Source organism: Verrucomicrobiia bacterium (genome assembly GCA_035460805.1).
Lineage (GTDB): Bacteria > Patescibacteriota > UBA1384 > CAILIB01 > CAILIB01 > DATHWI01.
In genome coordinates, this window is the sequence record DATHWI010000017.1 from 1 (window position 1) to 20394 (window position 20394).

General features: G+C 53.8%; 27 protein-coding genes. 7 read left to right on the top strand and 20 right to left on the bottom strand.

Going from position 1 to position 20394, the window contains the following annotated elements:
* Positions 1–58: 58 nt before the first annotated feature.
* From VLA04_00345 to VLA04_00410, 14 genes are all read right to left on the bottom strand, one after another.
* A complete protein-coding gene (locus VLA04_00345; protein ID HSI20149.1) occupies positions 59–745 on the bottom strand; it encodes a 50S ribosomal protein L25 in 687 nt (228 codons plus the stop codon).
* Between the two features lie 2 nt (positions 746–747).
* Complete coding sequence (locus VLA04_00350) at positions 748–972, bottom strand: hypothetical protein (protein ID HSI20150.1); 225 nt, start codon at positions 970–972, stop codon at positions 748–750.
* Positions 973–1122: 150 nt separating this feature from the next.
* Positions 1123–1740, bottom strand: coding sequence for a hypothetical protein (locus VLA04_00355; GenBank protein HSI20151.1), 618 nt, complete (start codon positions 1738–1740; stop codon positions 1123–1125).
* 72 nt (positions 1741–1812) lie between these two features.
* Positions 1813–3822 (bottom strand): excinuclease ABC subunit UvrB, encoded by a 2010-nt coding sequence (uvrB, locus tag VLA04_00360; GenBank protein ID HSI20152.1) that lies wholly within the window; start codon positions 3820–3822, stop codon positions 1813–1815.
* The gene (gene trmD, locus VLA04_00365) at positions 3809–4519 is read right to left on the bottom strand and encodes a tRNA (guanosine(37)-N1)-methyltransferase TrmD (GenBank protein ID HSI20153.1); all 711 of its coding nucleotides are present in this window, start codon (positions 4517–4519) and stop codon (positions 3809–3811) included. The genes uvrB and trmD overlap by 14 nt, the downstream gene beginning before the upstream one ends.
* Positions 4520–4586: 67 nt before the next feature.
* A complete protein-coding gene (locus VLA04_00370; GenBank protein ID HSI20154.1) occupies positions 4587–5090 on the bottom strand; it encodes a hypothetical protein in 504 nt (167 codons plus the stop codon).
* A 2-nt stretch (positions 5091–5092) separates the two neighbouring features.
* Complete coding sequence (locus VLA04_00375) at positions 5093–6277, bottom strand: hypothetical protein (GenBank protein ID HSI20155.1); 1185 nt, start codon at positions 6275–6277, stop codon at positions 5093–5095.
* Positions 6270–6962, bottom strand: a complete 693-nt coding sequence (locus VLA04_00380; GenBank protein ID HSI20156.1) for a hypothetical protein — start codon at positions 6960–6962, stop codon at positions 6270–6272. The genes VLA04_00375 and VLA04_00380 overlap by 8 nt, the downstream gene beginning before the upstream one ends.
* Positions 6963–7106: 144 nt before the next feature.
* Entirely contained in the window at positions 7107–7487 is a 381-nt protein-coding gene (locus VLA04_00385) for a KH domain-containing protein (GenBank protein HSI20157.1), read from the bottom strand.
* A 94-nt stretch (positions 7488–7581) separates the two neighbouring features.
* The gene (gene rpsP, locus VLA04_00390; protein ID HSI20158.1) at positions 7582–8058 is read right to left on the bottom strand and encodes a 30S ribosomal protein S16; all 477 of its coding nucleotides are present in this window, start codon (positions 8056–8058) and stop codon (positions 7582–7584) included.
* 276 nt (positions 8059–8334) lie between these two features.
* Positions 8335–9132 carry a methionyl-tRNA formyltransferase gene (locus tag VLA04_00395; protein HSI20159.1) on the bottom strand — a complete coding sequence of 266 codons (798 nt, stop codon included), beginning with the start codon at positions 9130–9132 and terminating at the stop codon, positions 8335–8337.
* Positions 9129–9635 (bottom strand): peptide deformylase, encoded by a 507-nt coding sequence (def, locus tag VLA04_00400; protein HSI20160.1) that lies wholly within the window; start codon positions 9633–9635, stop codon positions 9129–9131. The genes VLA04_00395 and def overlap by 4 nt, the downstream gene beginning before the upstream one ends.
* 41 nt (positions 9636–9676) lie before the next feature.
* Positions 9677–11218: a hypothetical protein gene (locus VLA04_00405; protein ID HSI20161.1), complete on the bottom strand. Its 1542-nt coding sequence runs from the start codon at positions 11216–11218 to the stop codon at positions 9677–9679.
* The gene (locus VLA04_00410; protein ID HSI20162.1) at positions 11215–12471 is read right to left on the bottom strand and encodes an insulinase family protein; all 1257 of its coding nucleotides are present in this window, start codon (positions 12469–12471) and stop codon (positions 11215–11217) included. The genes VLA04_00405 and VLA04_00410 overlap by 4 nt, the downstream gene beginning before the upstream one ends.
* Positions 12472–12540: 69 nt before the next feature.
* On the opposite strand from VLA04_00410, the gene der reads away from it, so the two are divergent.
* On the top strand, positions 12541–13941 hold the full coding sequence (gene der, locus VLA04_00415; GenBank protein ID HSI20163.1) for a ribosome biogenesis GTPase Der: 1401 nt from the start codon (positions 12541–12543) through the stop codon (positions 13939–13941).
* A 60-nt stretch (positions 13942–14001) separates the two neighbouring features.
* Entirely contained in the window at positions 14002–14418 is a 417-nt protein-coding gene (locus VLA04_00420) for a hypothetical protein (GenBank protein HSI20164.1), read from the top strand.
* Positions 14419–14433: 15 nt separating this feature from the next.
* Here VLA04_00420 and lepB read toward each other — a convergent pair whose 3' ends face one another.
* On the bottom strand, positions 14434–15105 hold the full coding sequence (lepB, locus tag VLA04_00425) for a signal peptidase I (protein HSI20165.1): 672 nt from the start codon (positions 15103–15105) through the stop codon (positions 14434–14436).
* A 34-nt stretch (positions 15106–15139) separates the two neighbouring features.
* On the opposite strand from lepB, the gene VLA04_00430 reads away from it, so the two are divergent.
* Together VLA04_00430 and VLA04_00435 are read left to right on the top strand one after the other, a co-directional pair.
* On the top strand, positions 15140–15850 hold the full coding sequence (locus VLA04_00430) for a prolipoprotein diacylglyceryl transferase family protein (protein ID HSI20166.1): 711 nt from the start codon (positions 15140–15142) through the stop codon (positions 15848–15850).
* A complete protein-coding gene (locus tag VLA04_00435; protein HSI20167.1) occupies positions 15828–16184 on the top strand; it encodes a signal peptidase II in 357 nt (118 codons plus the stop codon). The genes VLA04_00430 and VLA04_00435 overlap by 23 nt, the downstream gene beginning before the upstream one ends.
* A 291-nt stretch (positions 16185–16475) precedes the next feature.
* Here the strand turns inward: VLA04_00435 and rplT are convergent, their stop codons facing one another.
* Genes rplT through VLA04_00460 form a run of 5 tightly spaced genes read right to left on the bottom strand, consistent with a single transcriptional unit; the run spans position 16476 to position 18762 of the window.
* Entirely contained in the window at positions 16476–16829 is a 354-nt protein-coding gene (gene rplT / locus VLA04_00440) for a 50S ribosomal protein L20 (protein HSI20168.1), read from the bottom strand.
* A 24-nt stretch (positions 16830–16853) separates the two neighbouring features.
* Complete coding sequence (locus VLA04_00445) at positions 16854–17048, bottom strand: bL35 family ribosomal protein (GenBank protein ID HSI20169.1); 195 nt, start codon at positions 17046–17048, stop codon at positions 16854–16856.
* On the bottom strand, positions 17038–17613 hold the full coding sequence (gene infC, locus VLA04_00450) for a translation initiation factor IF-3 (protein HSI20170.1): 576 nt from the start codon (positions 17611–17613) through the stop codon (positions 17038–17040). The genes VLA04_00445 and infC overlap by 11 nt, the downstream gene beginning before the upstream one ends.
* A gap of 17 nt (positions 17614–17630) precedes the next feature.
* Entirely contained in the window at positions 17631–18380 is a 750-nt protein-coding gene (locus tag VLA04_00455) for a diacylglycerol kinase family protein (GenBank protein ID HSI20171.1), read from the bottom strand.
* 1 nt (position 18381) lies between these two features.
* Positions 18382–18762 carry a polymer-forming cytoskeletal protein gene (locus VLA04_00460; GenBank protein HSI20172.1) on the bottom strand — a complete coding sequence of 127 codons (381 nt, stop codon included), beginning with the start codon at positions 18760–18762 and terminating at the stop codon, positions 18382–18384.
* Between the two features lie 116 nt (positions 18763–18878).
* Here VLA04_00460 and VLA04_00465 point away from each other — a divergent pair, with 116 nt between their 5' ends.
* The 3 genes from VLA04_00465 to VLA04_00475 form a co-directional block, all read left to right on the top strand.
* Positions 18879–19205 carry a hypothetical protein gene (locus VLA04_00465; GenBank protein ID HSI20173.1) on the top strand — a complete coding sequence of 109 codons (327 nt, stop codon included), beginning with the start codon at positions 18879–18881 and terminating at the stop codon, positions 19203–19205.
* Between the two features lie 30 nt (positions 19206–19235).
* A complete protein-coding gene (locus VLA04_00470) occupies positions 19236–19523 on the top strand; it encodes a hypothetical protein (GenBank protein ID HSI20174.1) in 288 nt (95 codons plus the stop codon).
* 162 nt (positions 19524–19685) lie between these two features.
* The coding region (locus VLA04_00475) for an excinuclease ABC subunit UvrA (GenBank protein ID HSI20175.1) at positions 19686–20394 on the top strand (709 nt) is incomplete at its 3' end.

The following is a 20394-nucleotide window of genomic DNA, read 5'->3' on the forward strand; positions in this document are numbered from 1 at the left end:
TTTCTTATTACACAAAAACCCGGCCACTAGGACCGGGTTTTCTTGTGCTTACAAAGGATTATTCAGCCTTCTTGTCGCCATCTTCTGGCTCAGCTTCCTTCACACCTTCTTCGGTGCCAAACTCGGTGGTAACTTCACCGGCGTCAACTTCATCAAGGGCGGCCATTTCTTCTTCAGAGCGTGGCTCTGTGACGGAAACGACAGTCTGCTCCGGCTCATCAAGGATGACAATGCCGGCAGGTGCCTTAAGGTCTGCAACGGTGAGGGTGTCTTCAAACGTCTTGAGGATGGAAATATCCACTTCAATTTCTGAGACAAGGTCTTCTGGAAGACATTCAACTTCAACGAAGTCCTTAACAGCGATAAGGGTGCCGCCAAGGATTTCCACTGCGTCAGAAGTACCTACTAGGGTAAGGGTAATTTCTGTACGAAGCTTTTCCTTGAGGTTCACGATGTACAAGTCAGCATGCTGAATGGTACGGCGGAGCGGGTCTACCTCAATGTCGTGAATAAGGACCTTAACGGCAGGGTCGTTATCTACCTTGAGGGCAATGAGCGTTGATGTTCCAGCCTCGTGGTAGAGCTTGGTGAACTCTTTCTGGTCGAAAGCAAGGGAGATGCTTTTCTTGTTATGTCCGTACATAACTGCAGGAAGAAGGCCTTCTTTACGAAGCCCTTTGACCTTGCGACCGAGTTCTTCACGGCGTTTGGCCGTGATAGTTGGGGTAGCGGATTGGGCAGTCATTGTTACTTTTTCTGAAACGCTTTAATGAAATTACCGTCGAACTTACGAAGCGCGTCATGCAAAGCAATGACGTCGTCTGTGCTAAGTGGCGGGAGATCCGCCGGGGAACCGAATGCTGCTGCGCGGTTGACGTGGACAAGAAGCGAAATGCTTAGTGGCACTTCACCGTTTTGGTTCACGAGCTGAAAGTGGTGAAACTCACCTTCGGGCTGCTGCAGTGGTTCCATAGGTGTAGAGTTACGGATACTGTTATACTTTAGCGGAAAATCTCAGATTGTAAACCTTTTCTAATCTGATAATCAGCATTTTGCAGGCGGGGAGGGCGATGGGCAAAAAGAAGGCCCAAGCGAGTGGCTTGGGCCCGTGGCGAAATGCGGTTAGGTCCGTAGGTTAGCGAGACAATATGCCTCCGCTACTTTACCCACTTCGTCAGCCGTTAGTCGGGCGTCGATGACATGGAAGACTTCTGAGGGGTAGTCTTTATGCATGATGTCGGCCCAGGCGTTCTCTTTGCGAAGTGAGACGAGTCTCTCTTCCAAGTCTTCTTGGTTCACCGGGTCACCGTCTCGTTCACAGCGGAAGTGCACCCTTTTGATGAGGGTTTCTTCATCAATGAACAAATAGGGGATCCGTACCGTTCTCTCTGCGGTCAGGAGCTTGGGGAGGGAGTCTCCTATGCCCTGGTAGTCCAAGTCCGTCAGGATAAGATGTCCGTCTGGCAGGGTGTCAAAACTCTCCCGCACCTTGCCGTACAAGTACCCGTGTACCAAGTTCCGTTCGAGGAGTTCGCCGCGTTCAAACTTTGCGTCGAACTCTTGCGGGCTGACATTAAGGTACTTACCTGGTGGGTCTGAGGAGCGAGGCGGTCGTGTGGTGGCGGTGCATGCAGGGTAGAGCCGAGGAAGCTGTGCGTCCTCTGCGAACCGTGCTTTTAGCCGCTCCATAAGTGTGTCTTTTCCCGCGCCCGCGGGACCAGCGGGAATAATAGCAATCACTCTTTGCAAATGTTCGTCACCTCCGGGTGATGAACTCAAACCCTAGCACAAAAGAAGCTTCCTCCTCAAGGACTAGGCAGCGTCCTGCAATGCCTTCATATGGTCACGGAGCTCGGCGGCCTTCTCAAACTCCAGGGCAAGGGCAGCCTGTCGCATCTGTTCGCGCAGTTCTTCCAGGCGGTAGGCACGCTCGCGGGAGTTCATTTTGGTGTACTGGGCTTTGTCTTCTTCCACGCTCAGGACGGCATCGGTAGGAAGGGCAACATTGATTGGCTTCATCATGAGTACTGGCACAATGCCATGCTTAGTGTTGTACTCCTGCTGCACGCCACGGCGGCGGTTGGTCTCGTTAATGGCACGTTCCATAGAGCCGGTAATGCGGTCGGCATACATGTACACTTTGCCGTCTGGGTGCCGGGCAGCACGCCCAATGGTTTGGACAAGTGAGGTCTCGGAGCGAAGGAACCCTTCTTTGTCGGCATCCAAAATAGCTACCAAGCTTACCTCTGGAAGATCCAGGCCTTCACGGAGCAGGTTGATGCCTACAAGGACATCATAAATACCAAGGCGCAGGTCTTGGAGGATCTGAGACCGTTCCAGCGTCTCTACATCGGAGTGTAGGTATTGCACCTTAATGCCCTTGTCCAAGAAGTACTCGGTGACGTCTTCTGCCATGCGCTTGGTAAGAGTGGTGACCAGGGTGCGCTCTTTCCGTTCAACGCGAATCTTAATCTCCTCAAGGAGGTTAGTAATCTGGCCCTCAACGGGACGGACTTCAATTTCGGGGTCCAGAATACCGGTAGGGCGGATAAGCTGCTGGGCGATAAGGGGGAGGGTGACGTTCTTGTCTAGGCGGATACGCTGTTCTTCCGCACGGGCTTTCTCCAGTTCAAACTGGGAAGGAGTGGCGGACACGAAAATGGTTTGGCCGTGCCGTCCCTGGAACTCTTCAAAGGTCAGTGGGCGGTTGTCTTTAGCGGCGTTTAGGCGGAAGCCGTAGTCTACCAGCGTCTGCTTGCGCGCTTGGTCGCCACGGTACATTCCGCCAATCTGGGGGATGGTAATGTGGGATTCATCTACCACAAGGAGGAAGTCATCTGGGAAGTAGTCCAAAAGAACGGAAGGGGGACTACCGGGTGTGCGGCGGTCAAAGTATCGGGAATAGTTCTCAATGCCCTGCACGGTACCGGTCTCCGTGATCATTTCCAGGTCATAGGTAGTGCGCTGCTGGAGGCGTTGGGCTTCTACAATCTTGCCGTGTGCCTGGAGGGCGGCCACTTCTTTTTCCATGTCATTGCGGATTTCCTCCACAATGCCCATGCGGTTTGTCTCATCGGTTAGGTAGTGCTTGGCTGGGAAGATATCCACAGACTCTACTTTCTCAGAGACTTCCATGGTAACGGGGTCGAGTAGGGCGATTTCCTCTACTTCATCACCAAACTGGGTGATGCGGATCTGGAAATCGTCATAACTAGGGAAGATGGTCAGCGTGTCGCCCTTAATGCTGAACTTGCCGCGGCGAACTTCCACGTCGTTGCGTTCAAATTGGACATCTGAGAGGCGGCGGGCCAGCGCAGTTTGGGAGATACGTTCACCTTTCTGTACTTTTACGCTGCCTGCGCGGTACAAATCAGGCGACCCTAGGCCGTAAATACAGGAAACCGATGCCACGATAATGACATCCCGCCGTGTGAGGAGTGCATGGGTTGAGGCGTGGCGGAACTTCTCAATTTCCTGGTTGATGTCCGCTTCCTTCTCAATAAATGTGTCAGAACGGGGGATATAGGCTTCCGGCTGATAGTAATCGTAGTAGGAAACAAAGTATTGGACCGAATTATTGGGGAAAAACTCCCGGAACTCTGCGAAGAGCTGGGCGGCCAAGGTCTTGTTGTGTGCCATTACCAAAGTAGGGCGCTGCACTTCCTGGATGATATTGGCGATGGTAAAGGTTTTACCCGAACCAGTTACACCCAAAAGAACTTGTTCGTTGGCCCCTTCCTTGAGACCGGTAACAAGGGACTTGATAGCAGTTGGCTGGTCACCTGTTGGCTCAAAGGGGGCCTTAAGCTCAAAGGGCTTCACGTGTGTCCTCCTTGCGGCGCCGCGTCCGCTCACGAGCCTCTGCAAGGCGCCACTTGGCAATTTCGGCATGGTTTCCTGACAAAAGGATGTCTGGCACCTTCTCGCCGTTAAACTCCAGCGGGCGGGTGTATTGCGGGTATTCCAAGAGCGGTGTGCCGTCCGAGTCCATCAAACTAAAGCTCTCTTCTTCAGGCGATTCCTCACGGATGACCTGTGGGATGAGCCGGGCCACGGCGTCCACTACCATCATGGCGGGTAGCTCGCCGCCGGTCAGGACAAAGTCGCCGATGGAAAGCTCTGCATCCACCATGCCGCGGATACGCTCGTCAAAGCCTTCGTAGTGGCCACAGAGAAGGGTGATTTGGTCATAATCCTCTGCAATTTGGCGGGCAATAGGCTGGGTGAAGCGCTTGCCTTGGGCGCAGAGCATCACTTTTTTGCGCTTTTCAGCAGGAATATGGCCAAGTTCGGCCTCAACCTTTTCTAATGCAGCTGCAACGACATCTACTTTAAGCACCATGCCGGCCCCGCCGCCGTACGGGGTGTCGTCGACGGTCTTGTGGTTGTCAGTGGCTACGGCGCGGATGTCATGAAGGTGTACTTCCAAATGACCCGCTTCCTGGGCACGTTTTAAAATAGAGGCACCAAGTGTGCCTGCAAACATGTCCGGGAAGAGGGTGAGAATATCGAAGCGCATCGGGTTAGTTATAGCAGAAGAGGGGGTATTAAAAAACTCCCACCCCGGTTGGGGTGGGAGATGAGCCTTATCCCTGGTTGAAGGGGATGAAGGCGTCCTGTTGCAGGTAGTCGGCGGCATTGCCGAGGGCTAGCCCGTGCAGGTCGATGACTTGGTCGTTGACGACCAAGAAGGGGTAATTGGGAGTGGGTCCATCCCACATGATGGCAATCTTGGGAGAGAAGCCAGCGCACGTGAAGAGGATGGCGCCTAGCACCGTGTAGGTGGCGGGGGTACCCAGCCTGTGAGCAAGGATCTCGCTCAACTCCGTCTCCTTCAAGCCGATTTGGTTGGCCAAATGTTGGCGCAACAGCTCGTCGGCACAGGAGTCCTTCGAGGCAACCTTAGGGTGCGCTGAGTCCAGGGGACAAAGTGCACCGATGCACAGGTAGGTGACCGCCGCCACGTCCTGGGCGCGAGCTGCCGTAGCAGCCAGCGTATCCAGGGTATGGCACGTGCTGATGGAGATGCCGAGCACGGGATCGTACTCGTGCAGGTCGAGGATGGCGCCGAGGCGTTCTTGCGTTTGCATGCTCATTTCCAGTTTCCGATAGGGATCACAGAAACGGAGAGGGTGTCTCCACTGTCTGTGCTAACTTGCTCCTCGTGAAGGCAAACAAGTCCAACGAGATCCTTTTCCTCCCCCTTTCTGAGGGGCAGGGTGAGAAGGTTATTTTCCGGTTTCGGAAGAAAGATACTTCTCACCAGGGCCTCGTTGTACCACCGTGCGAAGGACGCAGCGGGAATTGGCGCTTCAACAAAAGACTCGTGGGCAGGACGCTTGTCTATGCCGAACATGTCTGAGAAGCGGGTGAGGGGGGGATCGGCGATGCCTTCCGTGTTCACCAGGTTCTCCATTGCGCGGAACCGGCTGCAAAATCCGAGAAGTTGACCAATGTGTATGTGAAACGTACCAAGGTTAGCTTCATCGGCAATGCAGCCATCTCCAAGCGGAAGCCTCTCCATGACGGCGCTGCATTTCTTGAGATAGTCCATGCGTTGCGCAATCCATTCTGAGGACGGCCGTTCGCGTAGCTTGTGCTTATCGAACAGGGCGTGCACCTTCCCTTCCGCAGTTACGCGCAGGTAGGTCAGAAGGGTGTTGGGCTTATCCAGTCCGGAATCCTCTTCAAAGTAGATGGGGAGTCCGCCGATGGTTGAGTTGTACACGGAGTTGATATCAAACTCGGCCGTGCGGTCTCTATCCACGACATACTTCACATTTTCCCGAGGGGGGAGAGGAGCGAGAATGCGAATTCGCGCTACCTCTTGCTTGAGACGTTCACGGGTAATTTCTTCCCGGATTGTCCCTCGCTCCGCATGTAGCTCTTGGAGTTGAGCAGCAAGCCGCTCATTCTCCTTTCGCGCAATGTCCCGCTCTTCAGCGGTAGTACTGAGGACTGACACAAGCTGGCTGCTCGGGACGCCGTACATTGTGATGTACTGCGCCCGGGCGTTCATAAGTGCGTCATCGTCTGCTTTGTCCAACAGGTCAAAGGCAGCATTAACCTCGCTCATCCGCCGGTCAGAGTCGGCAGGCCGATCCAACTTATCAGGATGATAGAAAAGGCTCATAGTGCCGCGGGTCCTGTTTAGGACGCTGCGAGTTTCCTCAAGGGTTGGAAAATCCTTCGCAAGCTCAGGGGGGACCCCTAAGCTTCGAAGGGCGCCGACAAGGTCGGCGAGGGTAGTCGTAGTTGTTGCTAACGTATTACTCATCGTCGCCTTCGTCATGCTCGTCGGATTCGCCGACGGGCTCCTCCACTTCCAGCTCTTCCTCCTCTTCCTCGACGGGTATGCCCGTAAAGGTGCAGAATTCCAACATGAAAGCCTTGGTGTCCCTGTTGCTCAGGTACCAGGCGTGCGGAATGCGGCCGGGGTAATGAGCGGTGAGGAAGCGGTGAAGCTTCTCGGTGGCCTCGTCGATGTCAAGAATGCGGTCTTGAACCGTCTCCAGGAGGTCCTGAAGAATGAGCTCGCTGTTGTCGGTGTTTTCCGTGGTGGTATAACCCGTCGGGGTCGCGGTGGGTGCGGCGGCGCCGGTTGCCTTGGCAATTGCCGTGGCTTCCTCTTCTGCCTGCACTTCTGCGATTGGGCGCAACTGACCGTGGAAGAGCGTATAGCCGTCCGGGAGTTCAATAAAGCGCTCCGGGATGCCCATCTGCTGAGAGAGACTGGCCATGAGAAGGAGTGACCCTTCCGAAGGCTTGTCGCCGCGGTGTTCGAAAACGTTGAGGGCCGTCGTCACGTCGCCCATGCTCTTTCCGGTCCCGATGACTCGAGCCAGCATGAGGGGGGAGACGTCGTGCAGTTCGCGAAGCTCGTTGACCCTGGTAAGGTCTTGAGGCTCCAGAGCTGCAAGGGCGGGGTGGGTATCGCGTGAAAGTTCGGTTCCGGTGCTCATAATATCCTTCAAGTTGTCAACGGCCGAGGCCGTTCAAATACCGATAGTTTATAGCATTTACTTGCTACCCTGTCAATGACGGAAGGGATAGTTTTCCAGATTGGCAACTAAAAAAGCCGCCCTTTCGGGCGGCTTTTGCTTGCGCTAGGCAATTTCGTCTTGCGGAATGTCCTTAAGGGCATCGGCCATGGCACTGCTTTTTGCAGTGGTTTTGGCGGTGGCAGGAGCCAATGGCGCCTCACCTTCTTCTGCAGGGAAGAAGCCGCGCCCACCTTCTGGCTCAATGATCTTCAGGTTAATGCGCTCATTGTGGCGAGCACCAAGCACCCGAAGGATTGTGCGCAAAGCTTTTGCGGTCCGTCCTTCTTTTCCGATGATAGTCGCCATGTCCTCCGCTTTGACATGGAGGGAAATGAGCGTGCCCATCTCATCTACGACACGTTCTGTTTGCACGTCGTCCGCGTGGTCGACAATGGACTTCACAATAAATTCGACAAATTCCTGATCAAATTGTTTGTCCGCCATGGGAACCGTTCTTACCAATTATGGCTCTAGTATAGGGAGTCTTGGTGGCTCAGTGCAATAGAAAAGAAAAACCCCCGGTTCCGGGGGTTGTGTCTTAGGCTTGCGCCTCTTCTTCGGTAGCAGGCTCTTCCGTGGCGACTGCTTCTTCAGGAGCAGCCTCTGGCTCTGCGACTACCTCTTCAGCGGGAGTTTCCTCTGCAGGAGTCTCCTCTACTAGTTCAGCTGCTGGCTCTTCGACCGCGGCTTCTTCAGCTACTTCAACAGCAGGCGCTTCTGCAACTACTTCTTCCTTCTTGGTAGGTGTGTAGAAATTGCTGAGACGGCGGCTCTTGTCGAAAATACCGGCTTTGACCAAGAGGTTGGTGACGGTGTCGGATGGCTGGGCGCCTTTGGCGAGCCATTCCTCTGTCTTCTCTTTATTCACCACCAGCTGCTTGTCAGCTTGGGCTGGGTGGTAGTGGCCCAAAAGGTCAATGTATTTACCATTAAGCTTTGAGCGCTTTTCTTGTACCACAATACGGTAGTGTGGGTCGTGGATTTTTCCAGTGCGCGTCAGGCGAATCGCAAGCATGATTTGGAATGAATGAATTGAGTGAGTTCTCGGAAACGAGTCTTTGCTACCTTACCAGATTAGCTAGGGAGTGTCTAGTCTGGGCGCAAAAACGTGCCAAAGAAGAAGGCGCCCTGCTGAAAGGCGCCTATGGTGAAGAGTTGTGTGACAGGCGGGTGCCTGCCGAGTGTTGCGCGCGAAAGGAATTAGTTCTGAGTGTTCTGCTTCATACGTTGGTATGGTGCCTCCGTAATCTAGGATGCTTCTACTATACGCCAAAGAATGCGTTTGGGAATCCTAGCGCAACTTTTCGTACAATTCTTCAGGTTTCATCCGCTTTCCGGCAGCAAAAGCGGCGAAACTCATGCGCTTACTGCTTTCTGGCTGTACCTCGTCTAGCCAGAGCTTGTCTTCTGCAAGGTGCGCACTGTGGATGATGAGGCGCTTTCCCTCACACGTAAGCCAGGCACCAGGCCATCCTTGGTAAGCACGGATCTTCCGCTCGTTTGTCTGAGGATCGTCGTTAAGGTTGATGTGCCCGTCTTCTTTGGTGATGAACTTGGTGAAGGTGGCTTCAAAATCAAACTGGGGGATGAGGTCTATCTCTTCATTCAGGTATGCGTCGATATTCTCCAAGAAAAGGCGCGCCCCTTTTTGGGTAAGCAGCTCGTACAGTTCGTCGGGCGTTTCTTTACCGTGCAGTAGGTGGCTTTCTTGCGCGACAATATCGCCATGGTCCATTTTGGAGTCAATCTGCATGAGGCTGACACCTGTTTCCTTTACTCCGTCCAAAATTGCTTGGACAACAGGTGCAGGGCCGCGGTAAAGCGGAAGCATGGAGGGATGGATGTTCAGTGCCTGGCCCGCCACGGAATCCAAAAGGCCCTGCTTGAGGATGGCGCCATATCCTACAACCAGGATAAAACCGGCTTTGTTTTCTTCTACAATAGCCACCTGCTCATCCGTGGTGAGTTTGGTGTCTGTCACAATTGCGGCTGGCATGTACTTGTTTTGCTCAAGGACACGGAGCGCAATAGGTCCAATGGGAGGTGAGCCAAAAAAGACAAACGGGATGTCGTTTTTAGGTGTCATCATGCCTGTGGGTATGGAGGTGGTTCGCGGAAAACCCGCTTGTCCGGGTTTACGTAATCAGTGAAGAGCACGCCCTTAAGGTGGTCTATTTCGTGTTGAATAACCCGCGCAAAAAGGTGGTCGGCGGTAATTTCCTTTTGTTTGCCTTCCAGGTCGGTAAACTTGACCGTGACCTTGCGTGGCCGCTTCACATTGCCATAGACGCCAGGGATGGAGAGGCAGCCCTCTTCAATCACACTCTTGAGTGTGCTCCGCCAGAGTATCTGGGGGTTGATCATGGCGGTAAAAGGAATGCCGTCTGCTGGCTCTTCATCGTCCACGTATTCTGCAATGAACATGTTGATGCTGCGTCCCACCTGCGGTGCTGCCAGGCCGATGCCGTGGGCATTGTGCATGGTTTCGCGCATGGAAAAAGCGAGCTCACGGAGCTCAGGAGTTACTTCGGGGATGATTTCTGCCGATGTCCGGAGGATTTCCTGCGGTTCGACGTAGACGGGAAGAATCATGGAATGGGGAAGATATTCGAGGGTATCCTACCAGAAAATGACTATATTGCGTACCAAGGCCCGCGTTCCACTTTCCATGGCCGGGGCAGAGCGGCCAGTTCCTTGCGCAAGGCTAGTGGAAGCCGGGTGCCTTGAGGGGCGGTAAGCGTGATGATTAAGAGGGGCTTGCCTCTGCGTGAGGTTTGCCGGGGGTAGCTAATTTCCCATAAGCCACTCTTTGCTTTCTGCAGGGTTTCCATGAGCTCCGGAGGCGTTGGGTCGGCTTCTGCATCGTGTGGCACTGCGCAGACAACTTGCTCGACAAAGGGAGGGAGTCCCGCCTTGCGTGCATCTTCTATTGTGCGCACGCAGTACTCCGCAAAGGTGTTGTTGGCAACGGCTTGGACAAGCGGATGTCCAGGCTCTCGGGTTTGGATCAGCAGGGGTGCCCCTGTTTGCATGAGGCGGCCGACATCTCCCCAGCCATGGGCCTGATCTGCCAGGCTTACCTGGTGCAGGAGGGGGTCAATACTAATAATGGCCGCTAGGCCTACTGGATGGGGAAGCGAAGTGAGCATGGCGCGCGTCCCTAGGTGGATGGTGGGCGGGAGCGACGGCAGGCCAAGGGCACCAACGAGCTGGCGGGTCAGGGTTTCAATCCCCGGTATAACCGAGCGAGTACCGTCTTCCTCCGTTTTAAAACGGTCGTGGGCGTTGTAGAGGAGGAGCGAATGCTGGTTTTTGGCGAGAGCGTCGGAAATGTACCCAATAAGCCGCTCATTAATGATGCGGTCATGACCAAGGTCGGTAATTTCTGCGGATGGGGCAGTGCTTGTTGTGCTGCTGGCAGATGGCCAGAAAAGTTGTGCGGCGGGCAGGGGTAGGTTGGAGCGAAACGTCTCCTCGGCGTGACTTGCTTCCGCTAAGACATGGGCAGCATCAGTCAGGTTAAGGTAGGGTGTTTGGCCGGTATGGTACGAAATATCCTCAGGTTCAACCACTGTTATGTGGCGTAGGTTGACCCAGGGGGCAAAAAGAACCCGCTCCCGGCCGGTGGCCACATGGGTTTCACCGTGTGCAATGGACAACCAGGTTGTCCATTCTTGGGCCGGCGTGGAATCGGAAAAAGTGCTGCGGAATATCTCCGCGTACTTCTTGGCGAGCGATTGTTCAGCCTCCTCCCGTTTGCTGGGAACCAGGATCGCATGCTGTTTAATTCCCGCCCCCTTTTGAGGGTAGGGTTGTTTCCTGTCCCACTCAGCCAAAGCGGCGCGGACAGGTTTGGTGAGGGGAAATCCCCGCAATGCGGCGGGAAGCCAAACGTAGAGGGCGGTAGACAGGGAGCAGATGCCCTCTTCCGAAAGCCACTCAATGAGGCGGCGGTGTGGCTGCCGGACAAGCGGTGTGCTTGTCAGGACTTCGAAAAGGGATTCCGTGGCCTTGGCATCCTCTTCAATTTGCCAGACAACGCCTAGGTTCGGTCTGCCGCGGAAGGGGATAATTACTAAACTCCCCGCCTGTACTTTGACGTTAGGGGGGACTTTGTATGACCAGCCGGTTGTGGCACGCCGGAGACGGAGGACGGGGACGACAGTTACGGTCATTCCTTTGGCATGAGGGCCAGGTCGCCAAATGAATCCTCGCTGAAGAGGGTTTCAAACTGGCGGATGCGCCACTCGGGGTCTTTTAAGCGGCCAAGTGACTTTTTCCAAGAAGCATAGGTGCGGATGGGGTCACCTGAGAGCACATCGGACCGGGCGCCCGAAATAATATCGTCAGAAGTCTGATAGCTGAAAGCCTCAAAAGCGAGGCGCCGACGGAGTTCACGCTCTACACGCTCTTGGTCCTCCATGCTTTTACGGGCGAGAGGAATAAGGGTTTTGCGCACTTCCTCGATCTGTTCTTTGTCCTGGAGCATGAGGTCAAAGCCATAGATAGTCTCCACGTCAGAGGCATCGCAAAAATGACTAATGCCATAGGTCCATCCTTTGCGCTTGCGGAACTCGTCGTAGAGCGGCCCATGCACATGGTTAACCAGGTATTTGAGGAGGAACATGAGCGCTACAAACTCGTCGTTTGGCAGGGCTGGGCGCATCCAGCTGGAGATGTAGGTTGGGTGTTTTACCCCTTCCAACTCAACGTAGCGGAAGGCCGGGTCAACCCAGTGGGAGGGGGTGAAGTGTTGTGGGAAGTTGGTGCGGTGCGTGCGGATGCTCCCGATCAGCTTTTTAAGCTCGCTAAAGTCACTCTTGCCCACTGCAACCACCTTTGTCCCGCTGTGGAAATTAAAGAGCTGGTGCAGTTCAGCCAGCTTTTCGGGCGTGTACTGTTTAAGGTCTGCGTTGGTGCCAAAAATCTGCTGCAAAGTTACCCAGCTGGAATGGCGGAATTCTGTGTTCACATACTGGTGGATGCGATTGCGGCCAGGGAAGTACTTTTTCTCTCGGTCACGCTCGTTTTGTACCACGCCACGCTCAGGTGCTAGGCATTCTTCAGAAAAGAGGGGTTCGTACACCGTTTCAAACAAGGCATTGCTGGCAAACGTCAGCTCACTTAATGGACAAGCCATGCCATACCTTGTCATGAAAGCGTAAGTAGTCCCTGTCCGCTCACAGCCACGCAAGGCCAAGTCCAAGTCAAAACTATGGGCCTCGGCATGGTTTTTACTCTGGAGAAAGAGCGCATGCTCCAAAAAATGAGGGCTGCCCGGGGGGACGGGGCCGTGCGCTGTGGCATGCGCGCTACCTACGGGAATGAAGATATCCATAAAGCACACAGAGCTGGCATGCGTGTGCGTGTAGAAGTCTATACCGTTCGGTAACTGCTCGTGTACGAAGTGTTGGGGATCGTAATACATAGGGGTACTAATGCAGAATGCTCTAAGTATCTTCTTTCTTCAAGCTAAATCTGATATGATCCATTGGATATGAATCAGAGAATTCCTCGTGTCGCGCTTGTTGGCCGGCCAAATGTGGGAAAATCTACGCTCTTCAACCGGCTGCTAGGCGCCCGCTTTGCGGTGGTTGCAGATATTGCTGGCACTACCCGTGACCGCCTTGAGCGGACCATCACCTGGGAGGGCCACTCTTTTGTTGTGGTGGACATGGCTGGTCTGGAACCTGCCCTTAATGAAAAGAACGAGATCCGTGAGGGTATGCAACGCCAGGTCCAGGCAGCCTTGGATACCTCTGATGTGGTTCTCTGGGTGGTAGACAGTATTGAGGGTGCTACTGGTACCGACCGTATTATTGCGGAACTTCTTCGCCGTCTGGGTAAGCCTGTGGTGGTGGCCGCAAACAAGTGTGACCACGAAAAGCACGAGATTACCCAGCTGGAATTTGCTGAATTTGGTTTTGACCCGGTTTGTCCTATTTCTGCCATGCACGACCGTGGCACGGAAAACCTCCTCAAAGCCCTTATTGCGGTGCTCCCTGAAGAAGGGACCGCGGAATTAGTGGAAGACGACGACCGCGAGATCAAGATTGCAATTACTGGACGTCCAAACGTAGGGAAATCTACCCTTCTCAACTCCCTGGTGGGTGAAGAGCGCTCAGTGGTCAGCCCGGAAGCCGGCACAACCCGCGATTCTGTGGATACCATCATCCCTGCGGAGAACCTGTTCCAAAACATCTTTACCCGCTGGAAGACCGTGCGCATCGTAGATACTGCCGGTATCCGCCGCCGTGGCAAAATTGACCGCTCTATTGAGGGCTGGAGCGTACTCCGCTCGTACGATGCCATCGATGCAGCCGATGTCACCCTCTTGCTAATCGATGCCCCAGAGGGTCTTGTCCACCAAGACACTCAGGTTATTGAGCGCCTCCTTAACGCCGGAAAGCCACTGGTTCTCCTGGTTAACAAGTGGGACCTTATCCTGGCCAAGAAGAGCATCATTGCCGGTACGGAAGAAGATGAGCTGGCTCAAGAAAAATTCCTGGATGAGCTTCGTTACAAGCTTTCTTTCGTTAACTGGGCACAGGTTCTCTTCCTATCCGCTCAAACCGGGCTCTATGTAGATGTCATTGGGCGCCTGGTGAACAACGCCTACGTGGCGTGGAGCAAGGAAATTGACCAGGATGAGTTGAATGCGCTGACTAAACAGCTGCGTACCATGCCTCGCCTGAACAACCTGCGCAAAATTACCTTTGAACACAGCAAGCCTCCGGTTTTCCACATCCATACCCATGGAATGCAGCTGCCGCACTTCTCCACGCGGCGCTATGTGGAGAACGCTCTCCGGGACTACTTCAACCTGGGGCCAACCCCTATTAAGATCTGGGTGAAGCGGTCAAATGCCAGGGGTGAGGAAGTGGAAGACAAGGATTAGGGAGTCGACAGGCTCCCTTTTTTGTGCTATAACAACCTCGCATTACACGAGAGGTGAATAGTGTCAGTTTTTGGTTTCAAATACACCACAACGTTTACGGTTGATGGGAAACCATTGACTGCCGACATGGTACAGGAAGGAGGTGCCCTCCTCCCAGAAGCTCTGGCTTGGCTGGAAGAGCATTGGCCCCCTGGCGTGAGATATGTCTTTTTTCTCACCCTAGGGTCTGCACAGGACGTCTTTGGCCACCCGCCAGATGCCCGTGAGCCGCTCTCCGTTGAGGAAGCCAATGCCCGCGCGCAATCGTTTAGCGGGGATACGTGGCGCATCGACATTCTGGAAGAGCAGGAACGGTATCACCCCGTTTTCCGGGCGTTTCAGGGCGGTGATTGGTACCCCCTTATCCGCCTGGTGGGTGATTTCCGGTTATGTGTGGCTCGCGAGCCGCAAGCAACGCATTTACAAAAGCCGCCTTAGTTGGCGGCTTTTTCTTTAGTCTTCGCTTTGTGTCCCGTCGTCGTACCGTGCATGGTTTACCCATGATGCCCGGTCAAACGGGTAGGCTTGGACAAACACCCGGCCAATGACGTCTTCCTTAGGTAGGAAGCCCCATTCGCGAGAGTCGCTTGATGCCCGGCGGTTGTCACCGAGGACAAAGTAGTTGCCCTCTGGAACGGTGAACTCGTTCTTGGCGCTGGCAGCAGGTAGGGTGGTGGTATTGCCACTGCTTACATACTGTTCGTCCAGGGTGATGCCCGTTGGGTTCTCATCATTAATGACGGTCACCTTGCCATCTTCAATTTTTACCGTGTCGCCCGGCAGGCCAATGACCCGTTTAACGTAATTGGTCTCCAGGTCGTAAGGGTACTTGAAGACAATAATGTCGCCACGTTCCGGTTGTCCAATACGGTACGAAAGCTTGTCTACAATGAGAAAGTCATTGGTTTGGAACCGAGGGTACATGGAAGACCCTTCAACCACGAACGGTTGGAGGATGAAAAGGCGGATGACATATGCCAGTACAACCACCGCCAGGGCGGTGCGAATGAGTTCTGCGCCAAAACGCCACACATCGCTATGCTCCTGATGGTGCACAGGCTTGTGGTGATGGACCGGGTTGTTCTGGTGGGAAGGAGTTGGATGCTCGCCCGGTGTTTGATCCATGCAGGGACGTTAGGAAATACGGTAGGATTATAGCATGACTATTTTAGATCCACACCCTGTCCTTGCCCTCACTCGAGTAGGACCCATTACCCCGCACGGGGTGATGTTTGCCTTGGGGGCCGTGGTTGCCGCGCTCTGGTTTGGCAGGCAGGTGGCCCGTGCCGGCCTATTCCGGTTTGTGGAAGGGGTGGAAAAGGGTGTGATCATTTTTATTGCCGGGCTTTTTTGTGCACGTTTTGGATACTTGCTCACCTACCGTAGTGAGTGGGTGGAAATGAGCCAGCTCTTTGCGGTGTGGCAGGGCGGACTTGTCTCTTTTTGGGGGATAGTAGGGGGTGCACTTGTTGCTTGGTATAGCGGGCGGCGGTTTACTGCGGGGCAGTGGGTGGAATGGGCGCGCGCAGCTACCTTGGCTGCGTTGCTTGGTTGGGCCATTGGCCGCATCGGCAATTACTACATGGGCGATTCATACGGTGTGCCGTCCCAGGTTTGGCAGGCTTTTTATGGCAGGGTGCCAATCCAGCTTTTTGAGTCGCTGCTCTGCTTTGCGTTATGGTTCTTTTTGCGCAGGATGGAGGGAATGCGGGCGGTCTGGCTTGCCGCCCTGGGCTATTTTGCCGGACGCCTTGTGATTGACACCTGGCGCGATGAAGGCGTTTTTGGACTGCTCCACGTCAGCCAGTGGGTCTCACTTTTGGTACTACTTATCCTAGCTTTCTCGTATGTACGTACTCGCCCTCGGTAGCCTCCTTATTGACCAGGCGGTTGCCTACCTGGCCTTCCAGGGTGGGTGGCAAAAAGGGGAGGGAGGGCCTTTTGTGGATATCCACCCCTTGCTGCAAGCTGCGGTGGCCATCGTGCTTATTGTGGCGCTGGTCCGCTGGCGCCCTCACTGGTCCTTGGGGCTTGTTCTTGGTGGGACGGTGAGCAACTGGGCGACGGAGCTGCTCTATGGGCAGGCGATAGACTACATCCCCCTCTACTTTGTGGTGACAAACCTGGCGGATATTCTTATTGTCACCGGATTGGGGCTGTATGCCATCCATCTCTTGCGAAGAGAGCGGAACATGCTATCCTAACGGTAACCAGGAGCCTTCATCTGGCCAACTCAAACAGGGGCCCAACGAGAAATCGACCGCTCTGCGGGCCTTATACCTCAATCCTTCCCTTGCCCGGTACTGCCGGGCTTTTTCTTTGGCAGGGATATGCTATCCTGGTGGCGTAGGAGACGCGGGTACATGACGAACCCAAGTCGATGTGTCGGTTACGACTCCCAACAGACCTGCATGGTCTTCCCAACCCAGCCCGGTTCACTACGACCGGGCTCTTCTTATACAAAAAAGACTCCCCGGAGGGAGTCTTTTTCTCAACTACTTGGCGCTCACTACCTGTTTTACCAGGCTTTCGAGACCTTTTTCATCGGTCAGGGCCATCTCTGACAAAACCTTGCGGTTAATGTCGATGTTTTGCTCTTTCAGCTTGTTCATAAACTGGCTGTAAGAGATCCCGTGTGGGCGGACTGCTGCATTGATGCGGACAATCCAACCGCGGCGCATATCGCGCTTCTTTGTGCGGCGGTCGCGGTACGCAAACTGACCCGCTTTTAGAAGGGCTTCAGTGGCACGCTTTACAAGCGTGCGACGTCCGTTGCGAAAACCCTTGGCACGCTCAAGAAGATTGGCGTGACGCTTGTGGGTGTTAATTCCTCGCTTTACTCGTGGCATGGCTAAATTCCTTTGAGAACTTGATTACAGGTACGGGACCAATTTCTTAAAGCGCTTGGCCATTCCGACGGCAAGTACTTTGTAGCCTTTGGCGTAGGCAAGCTGACGCTTGCTTTTGTTGTGGCGAAGGTGGGAAGCAGCCGTTGTTGGAACAACGATTTTTCCGCTACCAGTCACGCGTAGCCGTTTGGCGGTTGTTTTGTGTGTCTTAAGCTTCATCGCTGTTCTTTTCCTTCTTCTTTTCCTTGAGGAGCACGGTAAATTGTTTTCCTTGACGGGCTGGGATCTGCTCATACTCCATATCGAGTAAGTCGCGGAATTTTCCTAGCTCTTCAATGCCCTTCTCTTTGAATGCCATTTCGCGCCCAACTAACTTGAGGCGAAGTTTGATTCTGTGTCCTTCCTCGAGAAAACGCTTCGCTTGGCGGAGCTTTGTCTCCAGGTCACCAGGGCCAGTGTTGTAGCTCAGGCGAATCTCTTTGATTTCCTGGCTCTTCTTGGCACGGTTTTTGCGCTCCTTACGGTCTTCCTCGTACTTAAACTTACCGTAGTCGAGGATTTTGGCCACCGGTGGGTTAGCCTGGGGAGCAACAAGGACCAGATCAAGGTTCAGTTCTTCAGCGCGTTTAAGGGCTGAAGGCACATCTGTATCTCCTACGGGCGTGCCAGTTTCGTCAATGAGGTAGACGCGGCTGGCGCGGATCGCATGGTTTACAGGAAGAGGGGCGGTGCTAATACGAAAAAGATTGGCCGATAAGTCAGCAATTACAGTACCAGATTGCAATTAGAGCGTCAACGGGTTTAGCCTGCTGACCCTTTTCCGATGATGAGCCGGATGCCTTTTGACTCTGTAGCACAGGAAACAGGTGTGCCTGTCAGGGTCTCTCCCGCCACCACTACTGGGCAGGACTGGGTTGTAGTAAGGCTGAGGGTGGAAACAACAAAGTGGCTTTCCTGAGGAGCAGGCTCTTTGGAGGAAAACATCTTGAAAAGGCTGGTTTTTGCCTTCTGCTGCTGGGAAATATCCAGCACCAACCCCGCTTCTGGGGATTCATTGTGACGGAGCGGGGCGATCCGGATGCTGGCAGGGCCTTTGGAACTGAATTCAAAAGTGTTTGCGCTGACATGGAACTCTGAACCAGAGGGAACGGTAATGCTGGCAGGCGTCAGGAAGCAAATGCTGCCGTTCATCATCCCTAGCTGTGTGTGCTGCCAGCGGCGGCGCTTGAGCTGCTCGGCGGCGGTCTTCCAATCGCTCGTGCCCACCAGGTTGGCAATGTCGGGGTCATCATTCAGGGGGATGATGCCCAATACGGCGTCGTAGGGAAGCAAGGCACGGGCCACGCGGTTGATGAGATCCATGCCGCCTACAGTCACTACCGTAGAGTAGCGCTTGGAAACGGCAACGTTCACCAAATCCTCAGCCGTGCGCCCAGGTTGGGGCGCGGCCATTTCACCAGCAATGCCGAGCTGGCTTAAGAAATCCTTAATCTGGGCAGTCCGCTCGTATTCCTTCGGACCTTGCGGCGGTTCGAAGATGTAATAGTACATATTACTCTACTTCGAGGCGAGGCTTCTTCTTTTCGATTTCGTCGTTGTCACCATGGGGCGTAGGCATGGAAGACTTGCCAATAAATGTGGCCCCCGCCTTGATGGAAAGGCGCTTGGTAGTAAGGTCGCCCTTCACGAGGCTCTTGGGGTGGAGCTCAATGTGCTCTTCTGCAGTAATAGAGCCGTGGACTTGGCCACCAACCTCAACAACTTTGGCGGAAACGGGACCGGTGACCACTGCTGTTTCGCCAATGATGACTGCTGCGTCGGAGTGAATATCACCGGTTACAAAACCGTGGATATGGATGGACCCGTGGTTCTTTAGGGAGCCCTTTAATTCAACTTGAGCCCCTACAATCGTGTCTGCCTGTTCTGCCGCCATAGTGGAAGGTTAAGTCTGTATCCCTACCACTATAGCGGTTTTCAAGTGCGGTGCTAGTAACCTCTGTTGACGGGGTAGCCTATAGGGCGTACAACAGTGCTACCAAGAGGTGCACCATGACAATTGTTGAGCATGCTGTAGAGCAGCTCCGTAGGATTTGCAGGGTTAACGCTGCGGATATCATCATTGAAGCGCCGCACAACCGATGTCTGGCAGGATTACATGTTCACTACGGGGATAGCGATGACGATGAATGTCTGGCAGCACCCGAGTTCTGGGAAAAGTACGAAAGGCTAAAGAAGGCTGTCACCGAAGGCCGTAACGTAGCTGATGTGGCAGAAGACATCAGGGGTATCTATGGTGATTGGGGTGAGTCACGCATATCTTTCTTATTCATGGATAAGCCAGACTGGCTTCCGGATCATCCCGATATCTTTGAGTGAGTAAGGCGCGAACCAGGTAGGGGGTTACAAATGGATCTTTTAGAGCATGCAACACATGTTTTGCCTAATTACTGCACAGTCAGTGAAGAGGGAATTATCCTTATGGATTGGCATCCCAGGCGTACTGCCATGATGCACTGCTCATACGCTAAATATGGCGTGGTGGGAGACTGGCATTGGCGGTCCGACCACTTCAGTCTCTATGAGTGGCATGTGCTCCTAGGGGTTGTGGGCCGGCCTGTCAAAGACGTTGCAGAAGACATTCAGGCAATTTATGGTGGGTGGGTGAAAAATGACGAGTACCAATCGCCAAATTAACCCAACATCTTATTGCATGAACGTTTCATGAGAGCCTTCCGAGGCTCTCTTTTCTTTGCCAGTCATACCTTAGTTCTTGCCAAAGCGCTGAACCTGTGGTACCGTGGGGAGCGTCTTGTATTTGTTCGGGTTTTGCCCGGTTTCACCCGCATATCATACTGCATGAACGAAATTAAGATCAGTGGTGCTCGCGAGCACAACCTGAAAAACATCTCGCTGTCTATTCCGCGAGACCAATTGGTTGTCATTACTGGCCTTTCAGGTTCAGGTAAATCGTCATTGGCGTTCGATACCCTCTATGCCGAGGGTCAGCGCCGCTATGTTGAGTCGCTTTCTGCGTACGCTCGGCAGTTTTTGGGCATGATGGAAAAGCCAGATGTGGACTACATTGAAGGCCTTTCTCCTGCTATTTCCATTGACCAAAAATCAGCTGCCCGTAACCCACGTTCAACCGTGGGTACTGTTACCGAGATTTACGACTACATGCGTCTCATGTTTGCCCGCGTAGGGGAAGTGCATTGTCACATTTGTGGCCGCCCTGTTTCCAAGATGTCTGCCAGCCAAATGGTGGACAATGTCTTGCAGGAGTTTTCCGATGACAAAATTATGGTTCTTGCCCCTATGATTAGGGATCGCAAGGGTGAGCATAAGCAGGTCTTCTTGCAGATTCGTAAGGCTGGTTATCCACGCGTCCGCGTGAACGGCATCCTCATGGACCTGGAAGAGGCAGAACAAACTGAGCTTGATAAGCAGAAGAAGCACACTATCGAAGTGGTTGTGGACCGTTTGGTTCTCACTACCACCCGTCTTGGTGCTTCTGAGCGGAACATTCAAATTGAACAGGACAGTCAGCGCGTACGTCTTCTGGATT